Origin of the sequence: Psychroflexus tropicus DSM 15496 (assembly GCF_000378765.1) — a bacterium.
GTDB lineage: Bacteria > Bacteroidota > Bacteroidia > Flavobacteriales > Flavobacteriaceae > Psychroflexus > Psychroflexus tropicus.
Map to the genome: position 1 here is coordinate 106,651 of NZ_KB905345.1, position 23,422 is coordinate 130,072.

Consider the following 23,422-nt stretch of genomic DNA (forward strand, 5'->3'; position numbering starts at 1 on the left):
CTTAGCATCAAAAAGGCCATGTTAAAATTCTCTTGGAGTTGTGTCATATTTATCACACTAAGTATAGGTCAGAGTTGCAGTAAAAAAGATACTGCTCAACACACTCATTCTTCAAAAACCACTATAGCAGATTCTGCCATGGTGGTTTCTGCGCGAAAAGAGGCCTCTGAGATTGGACTTCAAATCCTGAAAGATGGTGGAAATGCATTTGATGCTATGGTGGCCACAGAAATGGCTCTGGCCGTTTGTTATCCTTTTGCAGGCAATCTAGGAGGTGGTGGTTTCATGGTATACAGGACAAATGACGGTGCAACTGGAGCTTTAGATTATCGTGAAAAAGCACCTCTTGAGGCTAGTAAAACTATGTATCTGGATAAAAACGGAGAGCCTAATCCAAAACTCAGTCGAGAAGGGAGTCTTGCAGTAGGTGTTCCTGGAACTGTTGCAGGCATGTTTCAGGTAAATGAGAAGTTCGGAACATTATCTATGGCAAAACTTTTAAAGCCTAGTATTGATTTGGCAAAGCGTGGCTTTATGATCACAGCAAAACAGGCCAATATGCTTAATCGGTTTCAAGAAAATTTTCTGGAAATTAACAAAGACTCTATCTTATTCTCAAGACAATTTGCAAAAGGAGATACATTAAAAAATTATGCTCTTGCCAATACTTTAGAACGAATTTCTGAAAACGGCTTATCTGAATTTTATGGTGGACACTCCGGCCAAATTTTGATTGAGTTCCTTTCAGACTATGGAGGAATCATGAGCTTGAAAGACTTAGAAGAATATCATGCCGTATGGAGACAACCCATTGAATTCGATTATAAAAATCTAAAGGTAATATCCATGCCTCCGCCATCTAGTGGTGGTATCGTTTTGGGTCAGATCCTCAAAACTTTAGAAGCTTATGACTTAAAACAACTTGGTCATAACTCAATAAAATACATTCAGTTGCTTACAGAGGCAGAACGCAGGGCTTATGCAGACCGAAGCTTTTATTTAGGAGATCCAGATTTTGTTGATATTCCGGTAGACAGTCTTTTAGATTCAGAATACCTTAAGCAGCGCATGATCAGCTTTAGCTTTGAAGAGGCGACAAACTCAAAAGATATTGAACATGGTGAAATCACTGGCTATGAAAACGATGAAACCACCCACTACTCTATCGTTGATCAGTATGGAAATGCTATTGCTGCAACAACCACCCTCAATGGAGCCTATGGCTCGAAACTCTACAGTAGTGAATTAGGTTTTTTTCTAAATAATGAGATGGATGATTTCAGTACCAAACCTGGGGTGCCCAATATGTTTGGATTAATTGGAGCTGAAGCCAATGCTATTGCTCCAGGCAAACGCATGCTCAGCTCAATGACTCCAACAATTGTTGAAAAAGACGGTGATTTTTGGATGAGTGTCGGCACTCCAGGAGGGTCTACGATCATTACTTCAGTTCTTCAAACTATACTAAACGTCAGTGAATTCAATATGTCCATGCAGGAAGCAGTAGACGCCCCTCGGTTTCACCACCAGTGGAAGCCTGATGAAATCACATTCGAAACCATTGGTTTTAAATCAAAACTTTTAGATTCATTGAGTAAAAGAGGTTATAAAGTAATTCAGCAGGATTCTAAAATCTTAGGTAAGGTAGATGGTATTTTAAGATTACCTAATCAAAAACTGGAAGGGGGTGCAGATCATCGCGGAGATGATACCGCTGTTGGCTTTTAAAAACTTACTATTTAGCCGATCTTATTGAATTGCAAATATTTAGCAGTAAAATTTAATATTTTGATAGAATATTGATATCTAAAATTATATTTTAGTAGAATTTAAGGGAAATATTTTCTATTTTGCCTAACCAAAATTCGAACTTTTATGTCTGCATTGAAACGTTTATTTGACTTTCCATATTACCAATTAGAAAAATATAATCTTAACGATGCACTGGTCACCAAATATGATGGGGTCTGGAAATCGACTTCTTCACAGGAATATATCGATCAGGTGAATAAAATAAGTAGAGGATTACTTAGATTAGGAATTCAACCTAATGATAAAGTAGCACTTATCTCTACCAACAACAGAACAGAGTGGAATATTATGGATATTGGTATCATGCAACTCGGTGCCCAAGATGTCCCTATTTATCCTACAATCTCTGAAGAGGATTACGCCTACGTCCTCAATCATAGTGAATCTGTCTACTGTTTCGTTTCTGATAAAGAAGTCTATGATAAAGTCATGGCTATAAAGGGTGAAGTTGAATCCTTAAAAGAAGTGTTTACATTCGATCAAGTAGAAGGTGCTAAGAACTGGGCTGAAGTTCTTGAGCTTGGAGAGGATGACAGTAACCAGAGCGAAGTACAGTCTCTGATGGACAAAGTGACTGAGGATGATTTAGCAACTTTAATTTACACTTCAGGTACCACCGGAAGACCAAAAGGGGTTATGCTTTCTCATAAAAATATAGCCAGTAATGCTATTCATAGCTCCACTCGTCTTCCCTTAGATCAAGGGAATGCCAAAGCACTTAGCTTTCTTCCAGTTTGCCACGTCTATGAAAGAATGTTACAATATATGTATCAATTTAATGGAGTGAGTGTTTATTTTGCTGAGTCTATTGAAACCATCAGCGATAATTTAAAAGAAGTCAAACCAGAGGTTATGTCTGCCGTTCCAAGATTATTGGAAAAAGTATATGACAAAATTATTGCTAAAGGTGCCGACTTAACAGGTTTAAAGAAAAAGCTGTTTTTCTGGGCTGTAGAGCTTGGCCTTCAGTACGAACCCTACGGACAAAATGGCTGGTTATATGAGCAAAAGCTCAAATTAGCTCGCAAATTGATTTTCAGCAAATGGCAGGAAGCCTTAGGTGGTAACCTAAAAGTGATAGCCTCAGGGAGCGCGGCTCTACAATCGAGACTGGCAAGGGTGTTTAATGCAGCTGGCATGGGAGTCATGGAAGGTTATGGTTTAACAGAAACCTCGCCAGTAGTTTCAGTAAACGACATGAGAGATAAAGGTTTTAAAATTGGAACTGTAGGAAGACCGATTCCAGAAACTGAAGTCAAGATCGCCGAGGATGGTGAAATCCTAGTCAAAGGGCCTCAGGTAATGATGGGTTATTATAAAGACAAAGAAAAGACAGACGAAGTGTTAATCGATGGATATTTCCACACTGGTGATATTGGTGAGATTTGTAAAGATGGGTTTTTAAAAATCACAGATCGAAAGAAAGAGATGTTTAAGACCTCTGGAGGTAAATACATCGCCCCTCAGATCATAGAAAATGTGATGAAACAATCGCGTTTTATTGAGCAGATCATGGTGATTGGTGAGGGAGAAAAAATGCCGGCTGCCTTAATTCAGCTGAATGAAGAATTTGTAAAAGATTGGGGTAAACGCAAAGGTCTCAAGCTTGGTGATTCACTATCTGGAATGGTCAAAAATCAAGACTTGATCAATCGTATTCAAGAAGAAATTGATTTTTATAATCAGAAATTTGGAAACTGGGAAAAAATCAAAAAATTTGAACTCACTCCAGATGTTTGGAGTATCGAAGAAGAACATCTTACGCCTACTATGAAATTGAAACGCAGAGTCATTAAAGATAAATACATGGACTTATATAATAAGATTTACTCATAATCTGAGTCAACTAACTAGTAAAGGAGTCTAAATTTAGACTCCTTTTTTATTTTAACTTGGAACTATAACTATATTTAAATTTATGAATCCTTCAGCGTCAGGTTGGCTTATAAAATGCTTGCATCGTCTTAAAGAAACTGATCTATTAAGTCTGGATCAATTTCAATTTTATAATGCACTTCGGTCTACAGGTTTTATTTATGGGTCTAGTCAAAATCCCCTTATTCCTTTAAGCGATCAAATAACTTATACTCAGGAAGAATTAGATAAAATCAATTTATTTATTACTCTGATTTATATTGATCATCACTATTGTGAGGATCAGCCTGACCAGGAAATCATTAACAGATTAATAGGGTTCTACGAAGCCTTACATTCCTCCAAAGCATTTTTAAGCTCCATATTTAAATTTAAAACCAAAGCTGAACAACAATTGGAGCAACTCATCCATAAGCGTGTTCAAACCAATGAAGGAATTATTCAAAAGAATTTTAGTCATCTTATTACAAACGCCTTGTTATTTACAGATGTATTAACCTATGAAAGAACATTGTCAAAATCCATTCAACCGGATACTTATGCCAGGTCTTTAGAAGGTATAATTATGAACACAGTGTATCAGGCTTTGGAACAGAAAACATCAAAAGGGAAATACGATCTTCTCATTTTAAAACTGCTGAATAGCTCTTTGCGCTACAATTTTCCAAATTCAAAAAAAGGCTTTGTAGATAAGTTAGATTTTCAAAAAGGCTTAAGTGATTTGGGCAGGTTATATGTGTTTGATATGGCTTGTATGGCTGTTTACAGTGATGAAGAAATAGAACTGACCGAATTGTTGTTCATGAAAAATTTAGGTTCAGATTTACAATTGAAATCAAATTACATCGACTTAAGTTTAGAATTTTTATATGATTTTGTGACTAAGCACAGAAGTAGCATTGCTTATTTTAATTTTAGTCATCCGCTTAATCATTTTTACAAGAAAAACCAAAAAGCGGTTAAACTCTTGTTGACTAGAAACCGGAAACGGCTGTATAAAGAAATCATTCAAAGTAAAGAATTGGTCTATCTTATCTCTCAATCCAGACATCGTGAATTGAATGCTGAAGAGAAAGCAAAAGTGAAATCGCAGCTATACGATATTTTTAAAAGCATTCCCTCGCTGGCTATTTTTGTTTTGCCAGGAGGGAGTGTTTTACTACCAATCATAATTAAATTTATTCCTCAGTTATTACCATCTGCATTTAATGAAAACTTGGAAACTGACTAATAGCATTGAATGTAATAGAACAAAAGAATAACAAGTATTTTAATTAGTGAAATCATAAGGTTAGGTTTTTATGTTTAATTCTTTAGCTTAATCGCCCCACCAGATTTTGATGGATTTAAGTCGAGCTTTCCTGAAGGCTCGTTGAAATAATAAATATCTCCTCCACTGCTAGAAGCTGCACTCAAATTTTCGACAGGATATACTGATATTGAAGATCCTGAGCTTGCTTTTGCATTAACGAAATTGGATGTTAGTCCTTTGGCATCAATGTCAGTGCCGCTAGATGAATTTGCTTCAAATTCTGTGGTGGTTCCTTGTAAGTCAATATTAGAACCAGAAGAAGTTCCTGCTTTGGTATAAATAGCTTTTACTTGAACGTCTGCAGAAGATCCGCTGGAGCTATTAACAAATAGATCATCAGCTTCTACATTTATTTCGGCCTCAGATCCACTGGACGTTTCAAGTTCCAGAGATGTGACATTAAGGTCCAATTCAACTTCAGCCCCACTGGAAACGTCCAGCATAAAGTTATCAAAGTTTAAAAGTACGCTAGAAGTAACTTCTGTACCGCTGGAAGCTTTTAAGAGCTGCAATTGCTCAGTGAAGTAGATAGTGATTTGCTTTGCGTCAGCACTGGAGATCTGCTTCGTGGAGCTTACTTTGAGTATTCCTGATTGGTTCTCATAATCAAAAACTTCAAATAGGTTTTCATTAGCTTCTACAATCATGTAGTTTGAATCTGAAGGTTCCAGAGTGACGTCCCAGCCCCTTTCCAGCTGAAGTTCATTGAATTTATCCAGCATAATTTGTTCTGTAATGATTTCTCCCTCACCTCTGACTTTATCAGGATAATTGAAATTGAAATTACAGCTGGTCAGTAAAATACTGATAGAAATAAGAAGCGTGTAAGTAATTGTTTTCATGGCTTTAGTTATTGGTTGATATTGAATCTGTTTTGGTTTTGTTATCTAATGGTTTCCAAACATTGTCTGTGTAGCCTAAATAGGTATTGTAGTCTGAGGATTTGAAGTTTCTTATTCTGCTAAATCTCATCAAACTTTTATCCAAATACACAATTCGATCTTCTGGAATATAGACCGTAACATCTACTCTTACATTTTGTTCTTTAAATTCAGGTGTCGTTAAAAAATAGTTGTCAAGTTTCAATGTAGAACCGTCTTCAGTGTAATCATAGTCTACCAAAGCGGCCTCTTCTCTGGCTATCGATTCTGTAGAACCAAATCCCTTCTTTGTAACTCTTACTTTTAATTCATCATCATTAGAGGTTCTGAAATTCACATTAACGTTTGTACTAAAAAGTCTGGAATTATCATCTTCGTCTTTAACGATCTTTTGAGACCTACTCTTATTAAAATCATCGGTGTATAACAGATTAGTATTCATTCTAATACGAACCGTGTCGTTTTCTTGAAATACAAGTGAGTTCACTTCTACAAATTCAGTATCTACACTCACCTCCATCTCTCTTTTAATAGCTAAGGTTGATATGATGATTATACACAGGATCCAGATACCTACTAAAGTGATATGAGTGATTTTGCCTAAAGATTTCAGGTTTCTGAAAAGCAATTTTAAACTTAAAACCATCAAGTAAAAGAAAGGTATAGCAGCAACTAAGAAAAACAAAGCTACTTGAGTCCAATAAGGAGCTCCCAATGAGAAAAATTCCATCTGATTAAAATCTCCAAGTTCAAAAATGGATAGTGTTCCAAAACTGAAGAAGAAGATGACCAATCCAACCAAAGCAAGACTAGAAATGATCAATAGAATTATGCCTAAGAACTTGGAAATAAAAAGTCCTATAGCTTTTAATACTTCGCCAAGACCTTCAAAAAATTGATTAACTCCTGACTTCGTTTGCTGCCCATACTTATCATAATCTATATCTCCTACTCTATCGGCAAACTTGGAATAACTCTCCTTTACTTTTTTTTCAATGTTCGTAAGATTGACAGGCTCTCCTTGCATATCAAGCTTCTGCGAAGTGGTTTTGGCGGCTGGAATAGCTATCCATAAGATAATGTAAATTGCTACAGTTGCTCCAAATGAGAAGAATGCAGAAATAATCCAGATAAATCTAATTAGAAGCGTGTTAAGTCCTAAATAGTGATGAAGGCCGGACGAAACTCCCCCTAAGTAATTATGATCTAGGTCACGGTAAAGTTTTCTAGACCGTCTTGGTCTACTTGCACTCGTAGCAGTATCTTCATCATCATCAATTTTATAGGCCTCTGGCTCACCCATGATTTTAATCATGTCCTGTACCTGCTTCATCGTAATCACTTGGTCTTTATGAGCTTGTGATTCTGTAAAAAGCTCTGCAATTCTTGCCTCAATGTCCTGCAAGATTTCATCTCTGCTTTCTTCATTTGCAAGATAGCTTTCAATAGCTTTCAAGTATTGATCAAGTTGTCTAAACGCATCCTCATCAATATGAAAAAATACGTTCGCAAGATTAATGTTGATAGTTTTATTCATCGTTAGTTTGTTTTTTTGAAGTAATTGTTGTCACGGCATAACTTAATTCGGACCAGGTATCTGAGAGTTCATTTAAAAACTCCTTGCCTTCATCTGTAAGTCTGTAATATTTTCTAGGCGGGCCTCCCGTCGATTCTTCCCAACGGTAGGTTAATAGTTTTGCATTCTTGAGTCTGGTGAGTAGAGGATAAATAGTTCCCTCCACTACTAAAAGCTTAGCCGACTTTAATGTGTCTAGTATTTCTGCAACATATGCATCGTCATGACTCAATACAGACAATATGCAATACTCCAGAACTCCTTTACGCATTTGGGCTTTCGTATTTTCAATTTTCATGTTCTTCTTTTCAAATAATATATTACAAAGATATATCTTTTAAACACTACTTTGTAATACATAGTAATATAATTTAACTTTTACTTAACACTTAAAATCTTACAATTTATTGCTAATCCTAGATGTCATGGTCATTACAAAAGATTATGAGGGATAAAAAAGAATCCAAAATGTACATCAAATAGAAAGATAGGAACCTAAATAAATAGTATTTTAGATTTAAATATGATTACCAATGAAGTTAACGCCATCCAAAATCAATCTATTTTTATTTTCAAAGTTACCCTCAGCTTGGCTCTGTGGAGTGAGGCTAAAAACGATTGATGAAAACGTTTGTGAGACAACAGTAACTCATAGATGGATCAATCAAAATCCATTTAACAGCATGTATTTTGCGGTACAGGCTATGGCTGCAGAACTCAGTACTGGAGCCATAGTGATGAAAGAGATTAATGATAGTGGAGAAAAGATTTCTATGCTTGTACAGGAAAATTCATCATCATTCTATAAGAAAGCAAAGGGAAAAATAACTTTCACCTGTGAAGATGTCCGTCTGGTTAAATCCAATATTCAAGAATGCCTAAACAATCCGGAAGGAGAAAAGTTTTGGATGACCTCTGTCGCTAAGAATGCAAAAGGAGATATTGTCTCAGAATTTAAATTTCAATGGACGGTAAGAAAAAAATAATTTATGTTCATTATAGAAACATTTAATGATAAGAATCATAATTATATAGGCATATAATTATTATTTTAGTAAAAATATTATTTATGACACACAATTACTTAATTTAAAATTTTACGACCATGCCAAGAGCGATGTTGGAATACACCAAAGAAATTTTGAAAAAAGTAAGCTTTGATCCTCAGTTATTTTGCAGGGAATTAAAAAAGGCAACAAAACGCCTTTTACCTTATGAACTCGATGAACTTAGAGACTTTATCATAAGACTTACACAGACAAATCCTTCTCTAAAGCAGTGTATGATTTATTTGGATTAAAAATTTCTAACCGTTCTTTCAGATCCATTATTTTAAGGTTTTAAAATAGTGGATTTTTGATTTATGCTTACCTTTACCTAAAAAGCTAAATGTCGAAAATCATAGCCTTTACAGGATCGAATTCATCTACCTCTATTAACGATCAACTTTTAAAATACTCCCTACAACATTTTAAAAACCATAGTGTTGAATATATTGATCTTAAAGCCTTAAGTGTTCCTATATATTCTGAGGATATAGAAAAAGAAAGCGGGATTCCAGATTCTATCAAAAAATTAAGATCTACTATTGACGCTAGTGATGCCTTAGTGGTGGCCGTCAATGAACATAATGGAACGATGTCTGCTTTTTTCAAAAACATCACCGACTGGTTATCTCGTACAGGAAGTTATCTTGAAGGTAAAACCATCTTACTTCTATCAAGTTCTCCAGGTCAGGGCGCTGGCAGAAATTGCTTGGAATACACCATTGCTAATTTCAAGAAATTTGGCGGACAAATTGATCAAACCTTCAGCCTTCCATCGTTTCAAGATCATTTTCAAGACGGAGAACTCTCAAAAGCATTTAAAGAAGACCTCATGACTTCTGTCACTACGTTTGAAAATAATTTGAAATAAGATTGAGAAGAATCACTACATTTTCAATTTCAGAAGAACCTAAGTTTAAAGAAAAACTTTTTCGCTGGGGGAAACAATTTAAAGAAGTTGTCTTTCTGGACTCCAACCGAAACCATCATCTGTATAGTGACTTTGAAGCTATATTGGCTGTTGATGCTTTTACAGCTTTAAAAACAGATCAGCATCTTGCTTTTGATCGGCTTGAAGAATATCAAACTACTACAAATGACTGGTTATTCGGATACCTAAGTTACGATCTGAAAAACAATATTGAGGCAATTTCTTCCAACAATGATGACCAGCTTAATTTTCCAGAATTGTATTTTATCCAACCTAAAAAGATCTGGATCATTAAAAAAGATTTGGTCGAAGCCCATTATCTCAACTTGGTTGAAGATGAAATTGAATCTGATTTTGAAGCCATCTTAGAAACAAAGCAAGCCAAATCAAATTACACCTGGCATCAATTTTCCCCTCAATGGACTAAAGAAGAATACATTGATAAAGCCAAAAATATCCTGGAACACATTCATCGCGGTGATATTTATGAAGTCAATTTTTGTCAGGAATTTCATTTGAATGATTCAAATATAGACCCCTACTCTACCTTTGAGCATCTCAATTTAAAATCTAAGGCCCCCTTTTCCAGTTTTCTACGTTTGGAAAACATTCATGCCCTTTGTGCCAGTCCAGAACGATTTCTTAAAAAGCAAGGTGATAAATTGATTTCACAACCTATAAAAGGAACATCAAAACGTGGTAAATCAGATATTGAAGATGATCTTCTGAAACAGAAACTGAGCCAAGACCCTAAAGAGATTTCAGAAAACGTGATGATCGTCGACTTGGTAAGAAATGACTTGTCAAAAACTGCTGCCAAAAGCTCGGTCGAGGTTGAAGAGCTATGCAAAGTATATACTTATGAGCAGGTGCATCAGATGGTGTCGACCATAACTTCCAAAGTAAAGCCAGAGGTCTCGGTGTCAGAAGTTATAAAATCCCTATTCCCTATGGGAAGCATGACGGGTGCTCCTAAACTATCGGCTATGCAAATTGCAGAAACTTACGAATCTACAAAACGGGGGCTCTACAGTGGCTCCATTGGCTATATCACTCCTGATCATGACTTCGATTTTAATGTGGTCATTAGGACTTTACTTTATAATTCAGAACACAAACACCTTTCTTATATGGTGGGTAGTGCCTTAACTGCTCAAGCTGATCCAGAACGAGAATACAAGGAATGTCTTGTTAAAGGAAAAGCTCTACAATATGTTGTTAATGCTACAGGAGTTACAGAAGATTAACCCAATAAAGCTTAATTTTGCGGTTTCAGGAATATGCAAGATATTTTTCACAAACATATTGAAGTTGAGTTTCCAGAATTACTAGAATCTCCATTTATTATTGCCATAAGTGGCGGAGTTGATTCTGTGGTGTTAGCCCATTTATGTTCTAACTTGAAATTAAACTTTGCCCTGGCCCATTGTAATTTCAAACTTAGGGCAGGTGATAGTAAAGAGGATGCAAAATTCGTAACAAAGCTTGCCGAAAATCTAAATTGTGAGCTTTTCAAAAAGGATTTTGAAACTGAAGCTATTGCCGAACAGCGAAAGGAATCCATTCAAATTACTGCGAGACATTTACGCTACCAGTGGTTTGAAGAACTCATTAAAACTACGTCTTACAAATTTCTGCTCACTGCTCATCATCTTAATGACAGTTTGGAAACCTTTATTATCAACTTAAGTCGGTCTACAGGGATCAAGGGTCTCACTGGGGTTCCAAGCCAAAACCAATACATTCGTAGACCTCTATTAAAATTCAGCAAAAAAGAAATTGAAGATTTTGCAATTGAAAATCATATAGAATGGAGAGAAGACCAAAGCAATACAAGCACTAAGTATTTAAGAAATCAAATAAGACATCAAATTGTACCAGAATTGATGGGACTTACTCCAAATTTTCTAAACAATTTTGATTCTAGCCTTCAAAAGATTAAAGATGCTGAGTCACTTTTAGAAGACTATACAAATTTGCTTTTCAAAGCACTTATAAAAGAAAAGGAAGACCACTACGAAATCGACATTGAAAAATTAAAACAATACCCCAATCAAAGAGCAATTTTGTATCAATTATTGGAAAGCTTCGGTTTTAAAGAGTGGAATGATGTATACAACTTGATGGATGCCCAAACTGGGAAGCATGTAGAATCGCCAACACATACGTTATTTAAAAACCGAAATCAATTGGTTTTATCTGCAAACTCTACTCAAGAGTTCCAGTCGATAGACATTGACGAAGACCAATCTGAAGTTCAATTGAACGGTAACAAATTAAAATTCTCCAAAGTTGATAAGCTAGGGGAATTGGACTCTAACCTGGCCTATTTTGATTATGCCAAACTTAAGTTTCCCTTAAGTTTAAGGTCTGTAAATAAGGGAGATTTCTTTTATCCTTTTGGAATGAAAGGCAAAAAGAAGCTTAGTGATTTTCTTAAAGACGAAAAAGTAAGCCCTCACAAAAAATCGAATCAATTAGTCCTATGCAATGGGAACGATGATATCATCTGGGTATTAAGTTTAAGAACTGACAATCGTTACAAAGTGGATCAAGCCACTGATAAAATTTTAAAAATCGAATATCTGAAATGATAAAATATTTCACTTTTACTATCTGTTTTCTTGTGATGACGACTGCAAGCTGGGGACAGTTTGGGTTTGAACAGCCAAATACATCTGAAAATCCTTCAAGCTGGACTGCCAAAGTCGAAAAAGAATCGGACAGTATCTATTCAGTTATAATTTCAGCTAAAATTGAAGACACTTGGCATCTCCCCTCTCAAACTGAACTAAAAGAAGATGAAAATGGCCCTACTCCTACAGAGTTTAATTTTGATTATGACACTACCCAAATAAAAAAACTGGGGATGACGACCGAGCCGGAAGGCATCACCAAGTTCGATGAAATTTTCAAAACAGAACTGACCTACTTTGAAAATGAAGCTAGATTTTCACAGCGTTTTAAAGTGCTCGATTTAGAAGGAGATTTAGACCTGGAGATTCTGTTTATGATTTGTAATGATGAAATGTGTCTACCCCAAGATCAAAAACGATTTAATTTTAAAATTCAGAAAGGTGAATTATCCGTTGCTGAGACGAAAGCTATCGAAGTAAAGAGCAAAGACAAAATTAGAACTGAAGCCTTAAAGTTAGATTTAAAAGGCAAGAGTGAATTCAAATTAAATTCAGAAGAAGGTGAAGACAGTAACTTCACCATATTTTTCTTGGGGTTTATAGGAGGTCTTATCGCCTTATTAACTCCATGTGTATTTCCTATGATTCCTTTAACGGTTTCATTTTTCACTAAAGGAGCCAGAACTAAAAAAATTGGACTAATAAACGCCATCATGTATGGAGCCTTTATCTTTTTGATCTATGTATTACTCAGTTTACCCTTTCATCTCATCGATTCTGTAAATCCTGAAATCCTAAATAATATCTCAACCAATCCCATTTTGAATATCATTTTTTTTGTGATTTTTATGGTGTTTGCCTTCTCCTTTTTTGGGTATTATGAGATCACCCTTCCAAATTCCTGGAGCAGTAAACTGGATCAAAAGGCAACTAGCATAGGTGGAATCGTAGGTATATTTTTCATGGCACTCACATTGGCGTTGGTGTCGTTTTCCTGCACCGGCCCCATCTTAGGATCCTTACTTGGTGGTTCTCTCACCGCTGATGGTGGAGCTACGATGCTAAGCTTTGGGATGGGTGGCTTTGGATTGGCATTAGCTTTACCCTTCGCCTTATTTGCTCTGTTCCCCAACTGGCTCAATTCTTTACCAAAAAGTGGTGGCTGGTTAAATACGGTTAAAGTAGTGTTGGGTTTCCTAGAGTTAGGACTGGCTTTCAAATTCTTATCTAACGCAGATTTAGTTGAACATTGGGGCATCTTAAAACGAGAAGTTTTTGTTGGAATCTGGATATTAATCGGAATTGCCATGGTTTTATACCTATTTGGAAAACTTAGATTTCCTCACGATGGACCTGTAAGTAAATTGAGTAAAGGGAGAGTCTTTATTGGTATACTTACACTTGCTTTTGTGATCTACCTCATTCCGGGATTAACCAATAGCTCCTCTGCTAATCTGAAACTTTTAAGTGGCTTCCCTCCTCCACTGTTTTATAGCATTTATGAGAAAGAGACTGAAGGGCCTTTAGGTCTGAAAGCATATAAAGATTTTGACAAGGGTCTGGAAGCTGCCAAAGCACAAAACAAGCCAATTCTGCTAGACTTTACAGGATGGGCCTGTGTCAACTGCAGAAAGATGGAAGAACAGGTCTGGAGCGTCTCTGATGTTTATCAGACTATAAAAAATGACTATATCCTAATTTCACTTTACGTGGACGATAAAGAAAAGTTAAGTGATGAAGAGAGATTCAACTTTAAAAGAGCAAATGGTTCTGTGAAAAAAATTCGCACCATAGGTGACAAATGGGCGACGTTCCAAACTTTAAATTTTAAAAATAACTCGCAGCCTTATTACGTCTTATTATCTCCAAATTTGGAACTGCTCAATGAAACCATTGCTTACGAGCCCTCTTCTGAAGCCTATTTCAGTTGGCTGGAAACAGGATTAGAAAACTATAAAAACAAAAAAGATAAAACTGAATAGTTTTATCTTTTTTGAGTATTTAGATTAAGTGTCGAGTCTTACAGCGCTACTTCCAACTGATTTCTCACAATGTCATCAAATGTTTCCCGTTGTCTAATCAAATGAGCCTCGCCTTTATGCCAAAGCACTTCAGGGGGTCTAAACCTTGAGTTGTAATTACTGGCCATGGAGTAGCAATAAGCTCCTGCATTTTTGAAAGCCAATACATCCCCTTCACTAATCTCAGAAATCATCTTATTGTTAGCGAAGGTATCGGTTTCACAGATATAGCCAACGACTGAATAGAATCTCTTGTTGCGTTCTGGATGTGTAATATTGAAAATTTCATGATTAGACCCATAAAACATCGGTCTGATTAAATGATTAAACCCTGAATCAATTTGAGCAAACACTGTAGAGGTAGTTTGCTTCACAACATTAACTTTAGCTAAAAAGAATCCTGCTTCACTTACCAAAAACTTACCAGGTTCAAAAGCTAAAGTGAGCTCCTTTCCGTAAGATTTACAAAATTCATTAAAGCGTTTAGTAAGTTTGGTCCCCAATTCCTCGACGTTGGTTTCTATGTCACCTTCATGATAAGGCACCTTAAAACCACTACCGAAGTCTAAGAACTCAAGATTTTCGAATTTGGAAGCCACATCAAATAAAATTTCTGCAGCATGAAGAAAGACGCCTATATCCAGAATATCACTACCTGTATGCATATGAATGCCGTTGATAGTCATTCCCGTATTTTCAACAATTCTTAAAACATGAGGCATTTGGTGTATAGAAATACCAAACTTAGAGTCGATATGACCAACAGATATATTGGTATTACCACCTGCCATCACATGCGGATTGATACGAATGCAAACGGGAACATTGGGATGCTTAGCACCAAACTGTTCTAGTATTAATAAATTATCGATGTTAATTTGGACACCGAGTTCAACGGCTTCTTCAAGCTCTTCCATAGACACTCCGTTTGGAGTAAAGATGATTTTTGAAGGATCGAATCCTGCAGCTATTCCCAATTTCACTTCCTGAATAGATACCGTATCTAAAGCGCTTCCTAATTGATTAAATAGCCTCAAAATACTGAGGTTTGATAAAGCTTTTACAGCATAATGAAGTCGTAGATGTTTGACCTTCTTAAAAGCTCCTGTAAGACGTTTATACTGGTGAATAATTTTTTCTGAATCATAAACATAAACAGGGCTACCGTGTTGCTGAGCCACTTTTAAAAGGTCTGCGTGTGTCATTTTTATAAAAATTAAATACTAATTGGTTTCGAATTGAAATTTCAATCCGGCTAAAATAAGAAACATATTTGAATAGGAGTCTAGACGCTTAGTTTAGATTTAATAGCACAAGATTTAGCTATTTTCTTTTTCTTCAACTTAACAGCTTTAGAAAAAAGAGCCTTTTTGAATTTCGCTTTTGAAGATTTCAAAAGAAACCCGCAAAATTTTGCGGGAGATAGTTGTTGAACTATAAACTGTAGAATGATCATCTTTAAAGTTTAGGCATTGTAATATTTACTTCTCCAAATGGCAGTATTAAAATTCTTTCCTTTGGCAAAACCATAATATAAGGCTATACCACCTATCCATTTGAACATAAATATAAAGAGTAGAAAGAATTCTGTCGTCATATTGTCTTCGCTCATAAAAAATCCGCTAGGGACAAGTGAAGTACAAATCAGTGCAGATAATAATACAAAACACATAAAGTTTTCAAAGGTTTTAAAAGGCCACATCATTAACCTTCTAAAAGGACTTAAGTCGTTACCCCATTTGTGAATTAAGTAATAATAGTCATTACCAATGGGAGCAAATAATAACGGATCGTCTGCATTCTCTAGTTTGAACAATTTTGAAGGAGCCATAATCTTAAAGCCTTTAAGCGTGGTCTCATGCTCTTCTTCAAGTGTTTTTATTTTAGAAAGCGCTTCATATGGTAACTTACCTTTGAAGTATTTAGAATCAAGGAATCTTAGTCTATAATTCACACAAATCTTTTCAATTTGATCGATATGATAAATCTCACTAGACTCTAATTTATCAAAATTGAAATCATTTGAATTTGTAGTTTCTCCCTTAACTACCTCATTCAATATTTCATCATTTCTATCGTCTACTGATTGAAGGACGTTCTGAACCTGCTTTAAAATTTCCTCGTTGGAAGTCGTTTTAAATTTTGCCTTGTTCAGTTGTGTCTTGAGGTTTGTTCTTGGAAGCATCATATATCTTTTTCTACATTCGATATAAAAGTAATAAGTAAGTTAAGTTCAAACAATTAGAAAATCAAATTTTAACACCAGTTAAGCATTAATTCAATACATCTAAGCCTCTGGATTAAGCCTTATAAAGTTGTAAACTCCCCTACCTTCTGCAATTGACTTTTCTTCAGAATCAGATTCTAGATAGGCTTTCATGCTTGCTACAAAAATGCGAGAACCCAATCGCATGGTTCTACCTTCGACAATAATCGCTTCAGCATAGGCTGGAGAAAGAAAATCGACGCGTATATCGATAGTCGCCATTTTATCTTTAATTGAGGTCAAATGCGTACCGCCTACAATTCCACCTACAGAATCCATCACAGTGGTAATGATTCCTCCATGCCACCTATTGGAGCGAATATCACCAACCACTTCTGGTCTGAAAGGAACTTTTACCTTTACAAAGTCCTTTTCTATTTGAAGCAATTGAAGCCCTAAAAACTTGTGGATAGGAACAATATCTTCAATCATTCGCTTTACAAAATCATCCTTTAAATCCATTGATTAAATTTTATTGATCAAAAAAATCTCCGAAGCACTAGCTTCAGAGATTAAATATAAAAACTATTTGTTTTTTGAGATTTTCTATCTCAGGCTAGCTCCAAATTTTGTTTCAAATTGATTCTGAAGCTTTTTCATCACTTTATCGACTTGCTTGTCGGTCAACGTTTTTTTATCATCCATAAATCTAAACCTTAACGCATAACTCTTTTTCTGCTCGGGTAATTTGTCACCTTCATATACATCAAACAAATCAACTGCTTTAAGGATTTTTTTATCCGTTTTAAAAGCCAATGATTTAAGCTCGTCAAATTTGATATTCTGATCTAGCAATAACGCAAAGTCACGCTGAGTAGATGGGAATTTAGGAATCTCATTCACCTTAAGTTGCTTTTTCTGGAGGCAATTTAAGATAGCGTCCCAATGAAGATCTGCATAAAGAACGTCTTGCTCGATATCAAAATGACTCAATACATTTTGTTTTACCCTTCCAAAATCTACCACTGTATCTCCTTTCAATTGACCTGTTAAACCTTCAGCAATAGAGTCAGATTCAGCTGCTTGGTATTCCAAACCAGTTAGTCCTAGTTTTTCAAAAATTCTTTCTAAATAAGCTTTCAATTCAAAGAAATTAGTTTTTTGTTGAGGCGAAACCCAGCTTTCTGATGATTTATGGCCAGAGATGAATAGCGATAAGTGTTTAAATTCTTTGTACGCTCCGTCAATAAGGTGGTAAGTTTTTCCAAATTCAAAAAACTTGATATCTGTTGTTTTTCTATTGATGTTATAGCTCACGGACTCTAATCCAGAAAACAACATCGATTGCCTCATCACATTGAGATCGGTACTTAGCGCGTTCAAAATATCAACATTGTGCTCTTCTTTGAGATCTTCTGCCAACTCTACATAAGCCTTGGTCGTAAGAGAGTTAGACATAATCTCATAAAACCCTTGTGAAACCAGTTGGTTAGCTATTTTATTTTGTAGCTTATAATCATCGAAAATCGAAGAATTCGCTACAGACACATTGAATTTGCTATCAGACTCGATGCTGTTATAACCATAAACTCTTAAAATTTCCTCTATCACATCTACTTCTCTTTGGACGTCAACTCGATAAGCAGGAATTGTAAGACCTAAGCCACTCTCAGAAACATTATTGACTTTGATATCCAGAGAAGTCAGGATAGTTTTAATTATTCCTGTATCTATTTCCTGTCCAATTAATTGATTGATTTTATCGAAGGTTAAAAACACCTGAAAATCTTCGATCTTTTTAGGATAGAAATCGTCGATATCACTAGAGACTACACCACCAGCAATTTCCTGAATTAATATTACAGCTCTCTTCAAAGCAAACTCAGTAATGTTTGGATCTATACCTCTTTCAAAACGGAATGAAGCATCGGTATTGAGTCCATGACGCTTTGCTGTTTTTCTCACACTCACCGGGTTGAAGTAAGCACTTTCTAAAAATATATCAGTGGTACTTGTGGTCACTCCAGAGTCTAAACCACCAAAAACACCCGCAATACACAGTGGCTTCTCAGCATCACAAATCATTAAATCATCTTCATGAAGTTCCCGTTCTACACCATCCAGGGTCGTGAATTTAGTCCCAGCCTTTAAGGTTTTTACCACAATTTTATTGTTTTTTACCTTATCTAAATCAAAAGCATGAAGTGGTTGTCCTAATTCGTGCAACACATAATTGGTAGCATCAACAACATTGTTTTTAGGATTGATTCCAATAGCTTTCAATTTATTTTTTAACCAGTCTGGAGATTCCTTAACCTCAAGTCCAGACAAGCTTACACCACAATATCTTGGAGCTAATTCTGAATTCTTTACATCGATGCCAACCTTTAAACTTCTATTATCCACATGAAAACTACTCACAGAAGGAGTGTCCAGTGGTATATTGATTTCATTTTGAATCAATCCCGCTCTCAAATCTCTGGCTACACCCCAGTGGCTCATCGCATCGGCACGATTTGGCGTTAAGCCTATTTCAAAAACCTGATCTTTTTCAACAGTGAACACCTGATTTAAGGGAATACCAGGAATTAAGTTCTTATCTAAGACCATGATCCCATCATGACTTTTGCCTAAACCGATTTCGTCTTCAGCACAGATCATACCTTCGCTTACTTCTCCTCTGATCTTACCTTTTTTAATTTTCCAGGCTTCACCTTTATCATCGTAAAGCGTTGTTCCAATGGTGGCTACAGGTACATTTTGTCCCTTATCGACGTTTGGAGCACCACAAACAATAGAAAGTGGTACTTCTTCTCCTATATTAACTTTAGTTATTTTAAGGCGATCTGCGTTAGGATGAGGCTCGCATGACTCAACGTGTCCTACAACTATGCCTTCTAGTCCTCCTTTAATCGATTCAAAATTGGTAATCCCTTCTACCTCCAAACCGAGATCAGTGAGCAGAACTTCTGTCTCTGCAGCAGTCCACTTCGTATTCACAAATTGCTTTAACCAGTTGTAAGAAATCTTCATAATTTATATCTATAGAGCCGGCAAAGATAAGAAACCCACTTAGCTCATAAAATTTTTATTCCTCTTAAATTAACGTAAATTAGCTCAAAAATAATTTATATGAAATCGATACTTACTATTTTATGTTTGAGTTTTTCAAGTCTATTTTATGCACAGGTAGACACCAGGATTTACGATATTATAGATGATGTATCATCTAATCAACTGGAGACTTATGTTCAGCAACTCGTTGATTTTGGAACTCGAAACACCTTTAGCGAAACCGAAAGTAACACGCGTGGTATTGGAGCAGCGAGACGCTGGATTAAATCTGAATTTGAATCCATATCGTCCAACTGCAATAATTGCCTAGAAGTTTTTTTCCAGGGTGAGACAGTCACTCCAGAGGACGGAAGAAGAGTCCCAAAAACTGCTGAAATACTCAATGTGGTAGCCGTACAGAAAGGTAAAAAATATCCTAATTCCTATATTATCATGAGTGGAGATATAGACTCCAGAGCTTCGGATACTCAGGACTTTACCACTGATGCACCGGGCGCCAATGACAACGCCACAGGTATGGCGGGTACCATGGAAGCCGCAAGAATTCTGTCTCAATATGAATTTGATCACAGTATCGTTTATGTAGGTTTAAGTGGTGAGGAACAAGGTTTATTTGGTGGTCAATTTCTTGCTAAATATGCGAAAGAAAAGAATTGGAATGTCATTGGAATCATCAACAATGATATGATAGGAAACATTGAAGGTGTGGATGGAGTGATCGACAATAGAACCTTTAGAATTTTCAGTGAAGCTTACAACCCCACTGAAACGGATAGGGAGCGACAGATGAAGCGTTATTACGGTGGTGAAGTAGATGGGAATTCAAGACAGTTGGCCAGATACGTTTATCAAACCACTCAAACCTACATGCCAGAGATGAATCCAATGATGATTTATCGCCTGGATAGGTTTGGACGAGGCGGTCATCATAAGCCCTTTAATGATTTGGGTTATGCAGGGATTAGAATCATGGAGGCTCATGAAAATTACACTCAGCAACATCAGGATATAAGAACTGAAAATGGAATCGACTATGGGGATGTGATTGAGCACGTCAATTTTGATTACGTCAAAAAATTGACAGCGGTAAATGCGATTAATCTGGCTAGTTTAGCCTGGGCTCCACCCGCCCCTAGTGAAGTCTCAATAGGTGGTATGGTAGAACCTTCTGCAAAACTAAGCTGGAAGCAAGAACAACCGGATGATGTAGTAGGCTACAAAGTTTACTGGAGGTCTACAACCTCACCAACCTGGGATCATTTCAAATACGTAGAGGATGTTAACAAAGTCACTTTAGATGGAATCGTTATCGACAACTTCTACTTTGGAGTGGCAGCTGTAGGAAAAAACGGACACGAGAGTGTAGTGGTTTTCCCTAGCAAAGTTATGAGGTAAACTGAAAACCTTAAATACTAAAAAAGGTCTTATCGAAAATGATAAGACCTTTTTTTTGTTTAAAATCCAAAACCAATTCTAATGGCCGGATAGGTTTGTTCTGAGGATATATAAAGTTGTGGTGAAATTGTAATATAATTACCAGCTTCCCAATTCACGCCAAATCTAAATGTATCGTCATCAAACATATCGCCGTTTTGAGAAATCAAGTAACCAAATTCTAGACCTACCCAATTGCTTTTGTCTTTATTAGTTGAAAAGTTACGTCGGTAACCCAGGCTTAATAGGCTATTGATGTCTGCAGACGAGTTATCATTAAAATCGTAGAGTAAATTATAAGATAAATAATATTGATTTTTAAGTACGTCTTTTTTATTGAAACCAAATCCTATCTCACCTGTAAAATCAATCACTGGATCATTTTTAATTAGGTTAACACCTACACCAACCTTTAGAAATAGTAACTCACCAGTTGTGCCAATTCTATAATCCTCCTTTTTAATAAGACTATCTTTTTCAAACGCATATTTGAATAACTTCAATCTTCTACTGCGTCTGGCACTAGTATCATCAAGGGCTTGTATTACCTTGGTAATTAAATTTTTTGAAATTAGATTTTCTTGATCATCAAATTCGATGGATATATAGTATTTATCTGAAAACACTTGACATATATTATCAAATTGATAGGGCTTATATTCACCGTTTTCCCAAATTATTGTTTCAGCTTTTTCTTCAGTTTTAATCGTTAGCTTTTCATTCGGTTTATAAGTGATCTTGTAGGGTAAATTCTTAGGTAAATCTTGATTGACTTTCAAAATTTTCTGTAGTCTTTTCAATTCCTCACCAACATCTTTCTTCAAGTCAGAGTAATTATATATACTCATTTGTACCACTACTTGACTATCAATCTCAACAATTAGAGAATCAATAGATGGTTTTTGTGCGAAACAAAGATTAGTTAATAGAAGAAGGAACGTAATTATGAATGTTTGCTTTAAATTTCTCATTTTTATTTTATTAAGTTAATAATGTGGGTATATATTAAATAGTAGTTAACTAATTAGAAAAGCTGCTACTTAGCGCTATGACCTCCTCTTTTGATTTTGAATTTTTACGTCCAAATTGTATTCTTAATTTTTTTGTATCCTGGTTTTTTTTTACTTCTTCTGTTTTTATAATGATGTTTTTTTGAAAACTCAATTTTAAATTTTTTACATCATTTATATTAGCACTAAATTCGGTTAACTCAGAAGCGTTCTCAATCAATTTACCTTTGAGTATTGTATTTGATAAAACTTCAGTTGCATTTGTACTCTTGCTGTCTTTTTCACTCTTAGAATCTGAACGTTGTGCAATCGCAATTGATGTATTCGATAGAGAGTCGGTGTCTTTTTCAACATAGACAATCTGTTTTAGGTACACCGTATCCTTAATAAACTTGGTAGTTACAAGTGATTTAGTTTCAGACTGATTTTTCTCTATATAAACGGTATCAGTTCTTTGGCTAGCTAAATTCAGGCTAAGATCCTTAATTGACTGCAAGTTTTGATTGTCTAATTTCAATTGCTGATTAGCTTCTAATAGTTTTTCAACTGAAGATTTGTACTTTAGGTTAGAATATGACAAAACGGATAGAAAAATTAAAAGTAAAATACTGACTGCTGACAGCAATCGATAAAAATGTGGTACAACTTTCTTTTCGGTTTTAACTTTATTCCATACCCTTTCTTTGGCTAATTCTGCATCAGAATCGTAGAAATCATTAGATTCATTTAGGGCTTTCTTTATCAATGCATCTAGTTTATACTTTTCCATTGCTCTTTATTTTTTCTATTTTCTTTATAATGTGTTGTCGGGCCTTTCTAAGTTGTGATTTTGAAGTGTTTTCAGAAATATTTAGCAAACCTGATACCTCTTTATGCGAGTATCCTTCAATGGCAAATAAATTAAACACTAACCTATATCCAGTAGGCATTCTCTCAATGATGAAGTAAATCTGTTCAATGTCAATATCATTCAAATTAGAATCAAATTCCGAGTCTACAGTGAGTTCTGGTATATTATCATCGTATTTAATACGGTTTCTTTTCTTAACAAATCTTATCGATTCATTTACCACAATTGTTTTGATCCATTTGGTGAAGCTAGGTTCGCCACGGAATTCAAACTTTTCAATGTTTTTAAAGATCTTCGTAAAAGAATTGATGAGTACATCTTCTACATCATTGTGATTGTTTAGTATACGTCTTGATATATTGTACATATGTTTATAATACATCTCAAACAAGACATTTTCAGCAAATTGATTACCGGATTTACATCCATCAATGATTTTAATAATTTCCAAATGCTTTTTCTCTTACCCGTTTATTTTTAATAACACCATTTTCTTTCTTGAAGTTGCCTGAACTGAATTTAAATTTTATAAAAGGAGTATTAGGGTGCCAGATTAATATGGAAAGATGTTATTATTTCTACGTTAGAAAAATATCAACATACTAAAAAAGGTCTTATCGAAAATGATAAGACCTTTTTTTTTGGGTGGAAGATGGGGCTCGAACCCACGACCCCTGGTACCACAAACCAGTGCTCTAACCAACTGAGCTACATCCACCAGTTGTCTCAAAAGACGATGCAAATTTAATATAAAATT

Annotated in this window: 20 protein-coding genes and 1 tRNA gene; 10 read left to right on the plus strand and 11 right to left on the minus strand. The window is 35.5% G+C overall.

Features of this window, described 5'->3' with window-relative positions:
• Positions 1–18: 18 nt before the first annotated feature.
• The 3 genes from ggt (at position 19) to F598_RS0111615 (ending at position 4,918) form a co-directional block, all read left to right on the plus strand.
• Entirely contained in the window at positions 19–1,728 is a 1,710-nt protein-coding gene (ggt, locus tag F598_RS0111605; RefSeq protein WP_019039230.1) for a gamma-glutamyltransferase, read from the plus strand.
• A 147-nt stretch (positions 1,729–1,875) separates the two neighbouring features.
• Complete coding sequence (locus F598_RS0111610; protein ID WP_019039231.1) at positions 1,876–3,648, plus strand: AMP-dependent synthetase/ligase; 1,773 nt, start codon at positions 1,876–1,878, stop codon at positions 3,646–3,648.
• An 82-nt stretch (positions 3,649–3,730) separates the two neighbouring features.
• Positions 3,731–4,918, plus strand: a complete 1,188-nt coding sequence (locus tag F598_RS0111615) for an LETM1-related biofilm-associated protein (protein WP_019039232.1) — start codon at positions 3,731–3,733, stop codon at positions 4,916–4,918.
• Positions 4,919–4,992: 74 nt separating this feature from the next.
• On the opposite strand, the gene F598_RS0111620 is transcribed toward F598_RS0111615, so the two are convergent.
• From F598_RS0111620 to F598_RS0111630, 3 genes are read right to left on the minus strand one after another with little or no spacing between them, the layout of a single operon-like run.
• Positions 4,993–5,841: a head GIN domain-containing protein gene (locus tag F598_RS0111620; RefSeq protein ID WP_019039233.1), complete on the minus strand. Its 849-nt coding sequence runs from the start codon at positions 5,839–5,841 to the stop codon at positions 4,993–4,995.
• A 4-nt stretch (positions 5,842–5,845) separates the two neighbouring features.
• Positions 5,846–7,417, minus strand: a complete 1,572-nt coding sequence (locus F598_RS0111625; protein ID WP_019039234.1) for a PspC domain-containing protein — start codon at positions 7,415–7,417, stop codon at positions 5,846–5,848.
• The gene (locus F598_RS0111630) at positions 7,410–7,754 is read right to left on the minus strand and encodes a PadR family transcriptional regulator (RefSeq protein ID WP_019039235.1); all 345 of its coding nucleotides are present in this window, start codon (positions 7,752–7,754) and stop codon (positions 7,410–7,412) included. The genes F598_RS0111625 and F598_RS0111630 overlap by 8 nt, the downstream gene beginning before the upstream one ends.
• A 235-nt stretch (positions 7,755–7,989) precedes the next feature.
• On the opposite strand from F598_RS0111630, the gene F598_RS0111635 reads away from it, so the two are divergent.
• The 6 genes from F598_RS0111635 (at position 7,990) to F598_RS0111660 (ending at position 14,051) form a co-directional block, all read left to right on the plus strand.
• Positions 7,990–8,442 carry a DUF4442 domain-containing protein gene (locus tag F598_RS0111635; protein WP_019039236.1) on the plus strand — a complete coding sequence of 151 codons (453 nt, stop codon included), beginning with the start codon at positions 7,990–7,992 and terminating at the stop codon, positions 8,440–8,442.
• Positions 8,443–8,561: 119 nt separating this feature from the next.
• Positions 8,562–8,756 (plus strand): hypothetical protein, encoded by a 195-nt coding sequence (locus F598_RS0111640; RefSeq protein ID WP_019039237.1) that lies wholly within the window; start codon positions 8,562–8,564, stop codon positions 8,754–8,756.
• Positions 8,757–8,845: 89 nt separating this feature from the next.
• A complete protein-coding gene (locus F598_RS0111645; RefSeq protein WP_019039238.1) occupies positions 8,846–9,373 on the plus strand; it encodes an NADPH-dependent FMN reductase in 528 nt (175 codons plus the stop codon).
• Between the two features lie 2 nt (positions 9,374–9,375).
• Positions 9,376–10,680 (plus strand): anthranilate synthase component I family protein, encoded by a 1,305-nt coding sequence (locus tag F598_RS0111650; RefSeq protein ID WP_019039239.1) that lies wholly within the window; start codon positions 9,376–9,378, stop codon positions 10,678–10,680.
• Between the two features lie 33 nt (positions 10,681–10,713).
• Complete coding sequence (gene tilS / locus F598_RS0111655) at positions 10,714–12,027, plus strand: tRNA lysidine(34) synthetase TilS (protein WP_019039240.1); 1,314 nt, start codon at positions 10,714–10,716, stop codon at positions 12,025–12,027.
• Positions 12,024–14,051 carry a protein-disulfide reductase DsbD family protein gene (locus F598_RS0111660; protein WP_019039241.1) on the plus strand — a complete coding sequence of 676 codons (2,028 nt, stop codon included), beginning with the start codon at positions 12,024–12,026 and terminating at the stop codon, positions 14,049–14,051. The genes tilS and F598_RS0111660 overlap by 4 nt, the downstream gene beginning before the upstream one ends.
• Before the next feature lie 38 nt (positions 14,052–14,089).
• Here the strand turns inward: F598_RS0111660 and lysA are convergent, their stop codons facing one another.
• The 4 genes from lysA to pheT all read right to left on the minus strand — a co-directional run bounded on the left by lysA (position 14,090) and on the right by pheT (position 19,329).
• A complete protein-coding gene (gene lysA / locus F598_RS0111665; RefSeq protein ID WP_019039242.1) occupies positions 14,090–15,295 on the minus strand; it encodes a diaminopimelate decarboxylase in 1,206 nt (401 codons plus the stop codon).
• A gap of 260 nt (positions 15,296–15,555) precedes the next feature.
• Positions 15,556–16,278: a hypothetical protein gene (locus tag F598_RS0111675; protein ID WP_019039244.1), complete on the minus strand. Its 723-nt coding sequence runs from the start codon at positions 16,276–16,278 to the stop codon at positions 15,556–15,558.
• A 99-nt stretch (positions 16,279–16,377) separates the two neighbouring features.
• Positions 16,378–16,818 carry a hotdog fold thioesterase gene (locus F598_RS0111680; protein ID WP_019039245.1) on the minus strand — a complete coding sequence of 147 codons (441 nt, stop codon included), beginning with the start codon at positions 16,816–16,818 and terminating at the stop codon, positions 16,378–16,380.
• An 84-nt stretch (positions 16,819–16,902) separates the two neighbouring features.
• Positions 16,903–19,329 (minus strand): phenylalanine--tRNA ligase subunit beta, encoded by a 2,427-nt coding sequence (gene pheT / locus F598_RS0111685; RefSeq protein WP_019039246.1) that lies wholly within the window; start codon positions 19,327–19,329, stop codon positions 16,903–16,905.
• A gap of 99 nt (positions 19,330–19,428) precedes the next feature.
• Here pheT and F598_RS0111690 point away from each other — a divergent pair, with 99 nt between their 5' ends.
• Positions 19,429–20,766 carry a M28 family peptidase gene (locus tag F598_RS0111690; protein ID WP_026302692.1) on the plus strand — a complete coding sequence of 446 codons (1,338 nt, stop codon included), beginning with the start codon at positions 19,429–19,431 and terminating at the stop codon, positions 20,764–20,766.
• Positions 20,767–20,825: 59 nt separating this feature from the next.
• Here the strand turns inward: F598_RS0111690 and F598_RS0111695 are convergent, their stop codons facing one another.
• From F598_RS0111695 to F598_RS0111710, 4 genes are all read right to left on the minus strand, one after another.
• Positions 20,826–21,653 carry a hypothetical protein gene (locus tag F598_RS0111695; RefSeq protein ID WP_019039248.1) on the minus strand — a complete coding sequence of 276 codons (828 nt, stop codon included), beginning with the start codon at positions 21,651–21,653 and terminating at the stop codon, positions 20,826–20,828.
• A 172-nt stretch (positions 21,654–21,825) separates the two neighbouring features.
• On the minus strand, positions 21,826–22,584 hold the full coding sequence (locus F598_RS0111700; protein WP_019039249.1) for a hypothetical protein: 759 nt from the start codon (positions 22,582–22,584) through the stop codon (positions 21,826–21,828).
• Positions 22,571–23,116: an RNA polymerase sigma factor gene (locus tag F598_RS0111705; RefSeq protein ID WP_157595010.1), complete on the minus strand. Its 546-nt coding sequence runs from the start codon at positions 23,114–23,116 to the stop codon at positions 22,571–22,573. The genes F598_RS0111700 and F598_RS0111705 overlap by 14 nt, the downstream gene beginning before the upstream one ends.
• A gap of 192 nt (positions 23,117–23,308) precedes the next feature.
• Positions 23,309–23,384: transfer RNA gene (locus F598_RS0111710), tRNA-His, on the minus strand.
• Positions 23,385–23,422: the final 38 nt, after the last annotated feature.

Bases quoted from the DNA above. Each gene is read 5' to 3' on its own strand.
- ggt (WP_019039230.1), top strand. From the start codon at position 19: ATGTTAAAATTCTCTTGGAGTTGTGTCATATTTATCACACTAAGTATA.
- F598_RS0111610 (WP_019039231.1), top strand. From the start codon at position 1,876: ATGTCTGCATTGAAACGTTTATTTGACTTTCCATATTACCAATTAGAA.
- F598_RS0111615 (WP_019039232.1), top strand. From the start codon at position 3,731: ATGAATCCTTCAGCGTCAGGTTGGCTTATAAAATGCTTGCATCGTCTT.
- F598_RS0111620 (WP_019039233.1), bottom strand. From the start codon at position 5,841: ATGAAAACAATTACTTACACGCTTCTTATTTCTATCAGTATTTTACTG.
- F598_RS0111625 (WP_019039234.1), bottom strand. From the start codon at position 7,417: ATGAATAAAACTATCAACATTAATCTTGCGAACGTATTTTTTCATATT.
- F598_RS0111630 (WP_019039235.1), bottom strand. From the start codon at position 7,754: ATGAAAATTGAAAATACGAAAGCCCAAATGCGTAAAGGAGTTCTGGAG.
- F598_RS0111635 (WP_019039236.1), top strand. From the start codon at position 7,990: ATGAAGTTAACGCCATCCAAAATCAATCTATTTTTATTTTCAAAGTTA.
- F598_RS0111640 (WP_019039237.1), top strand. From the start codon at position 8,562: ATGCCAAGAGCGATGTTGGAATACACCAAAGAAATTTTGAAAAAAGTA.
- F598_RS0111645 (WP_019039238.1), top strand. From the start codon at position 8,846: ATGTCGAAAATCATAGCCTTTACAGGATCGAATTCATCTACCTCTATT.
- tilS (WP_019039240.1), top strand. From the start codon at position 10,714: ATGCAAGATATTTTTCACAAACATATTGAAGTTGAGTTTCCAGAATTA.
- F598_RS0111660 (WP_019039241.1), top strand. From the start codon at position 12,024: ATGATAAAATATTTCACTTTTACTATCTGTTTTCTTGTGATGACGACT.
- lysA (WP_019039242.1), bottom strand. From the start codon at position 15,295: ATGACACACGCAGACCTTTTAAAAGTGGCTCAGCAACACGGTAGCCCT.
- F598_RS0111675 (WP_019039244.1), bottom strand. From the start codon at position 16,278: ATGATGCTTCCAAGAACAAACCTCAAGACACAACTGAACAAGGCAAAA.
- F598_RS0111680 (WP_019039245.1), bottom strand. From the start codon at position 16,818: ATGGATTTAAAGGATGATTTTGTAAAGCGAATGATTGAAGATATTGTT.
- pheT (WP_019039246.1), bottom strand. From the start codon at position 19,329: ATGAAGATTTCTTACAACTGGTTAAAGCAATTTGTGAATACGAAGTGG.
- F598_RS0111690 (WP_026302692.1), top strand. From the start codon at position 19,429: ATGAAATCGATACTTACTATTTTATGTTTGAGTTTTTCAAGTCTATTT.
- F598_RS0111695 (WP_019039248.1), bottom strand. From the start codon at position 21,653: ATGAGTATATATAATTACTCTGACTTGAAGAAAGATGTTGGTGAGGAA.
- F598_RS0111700 (WP_019039249.1), bottom strand. From the start codon at position 22,584: ATGGAAAAGTATAAACTAGATGCATTGATAAAGAAAGCCCTAAATGAA.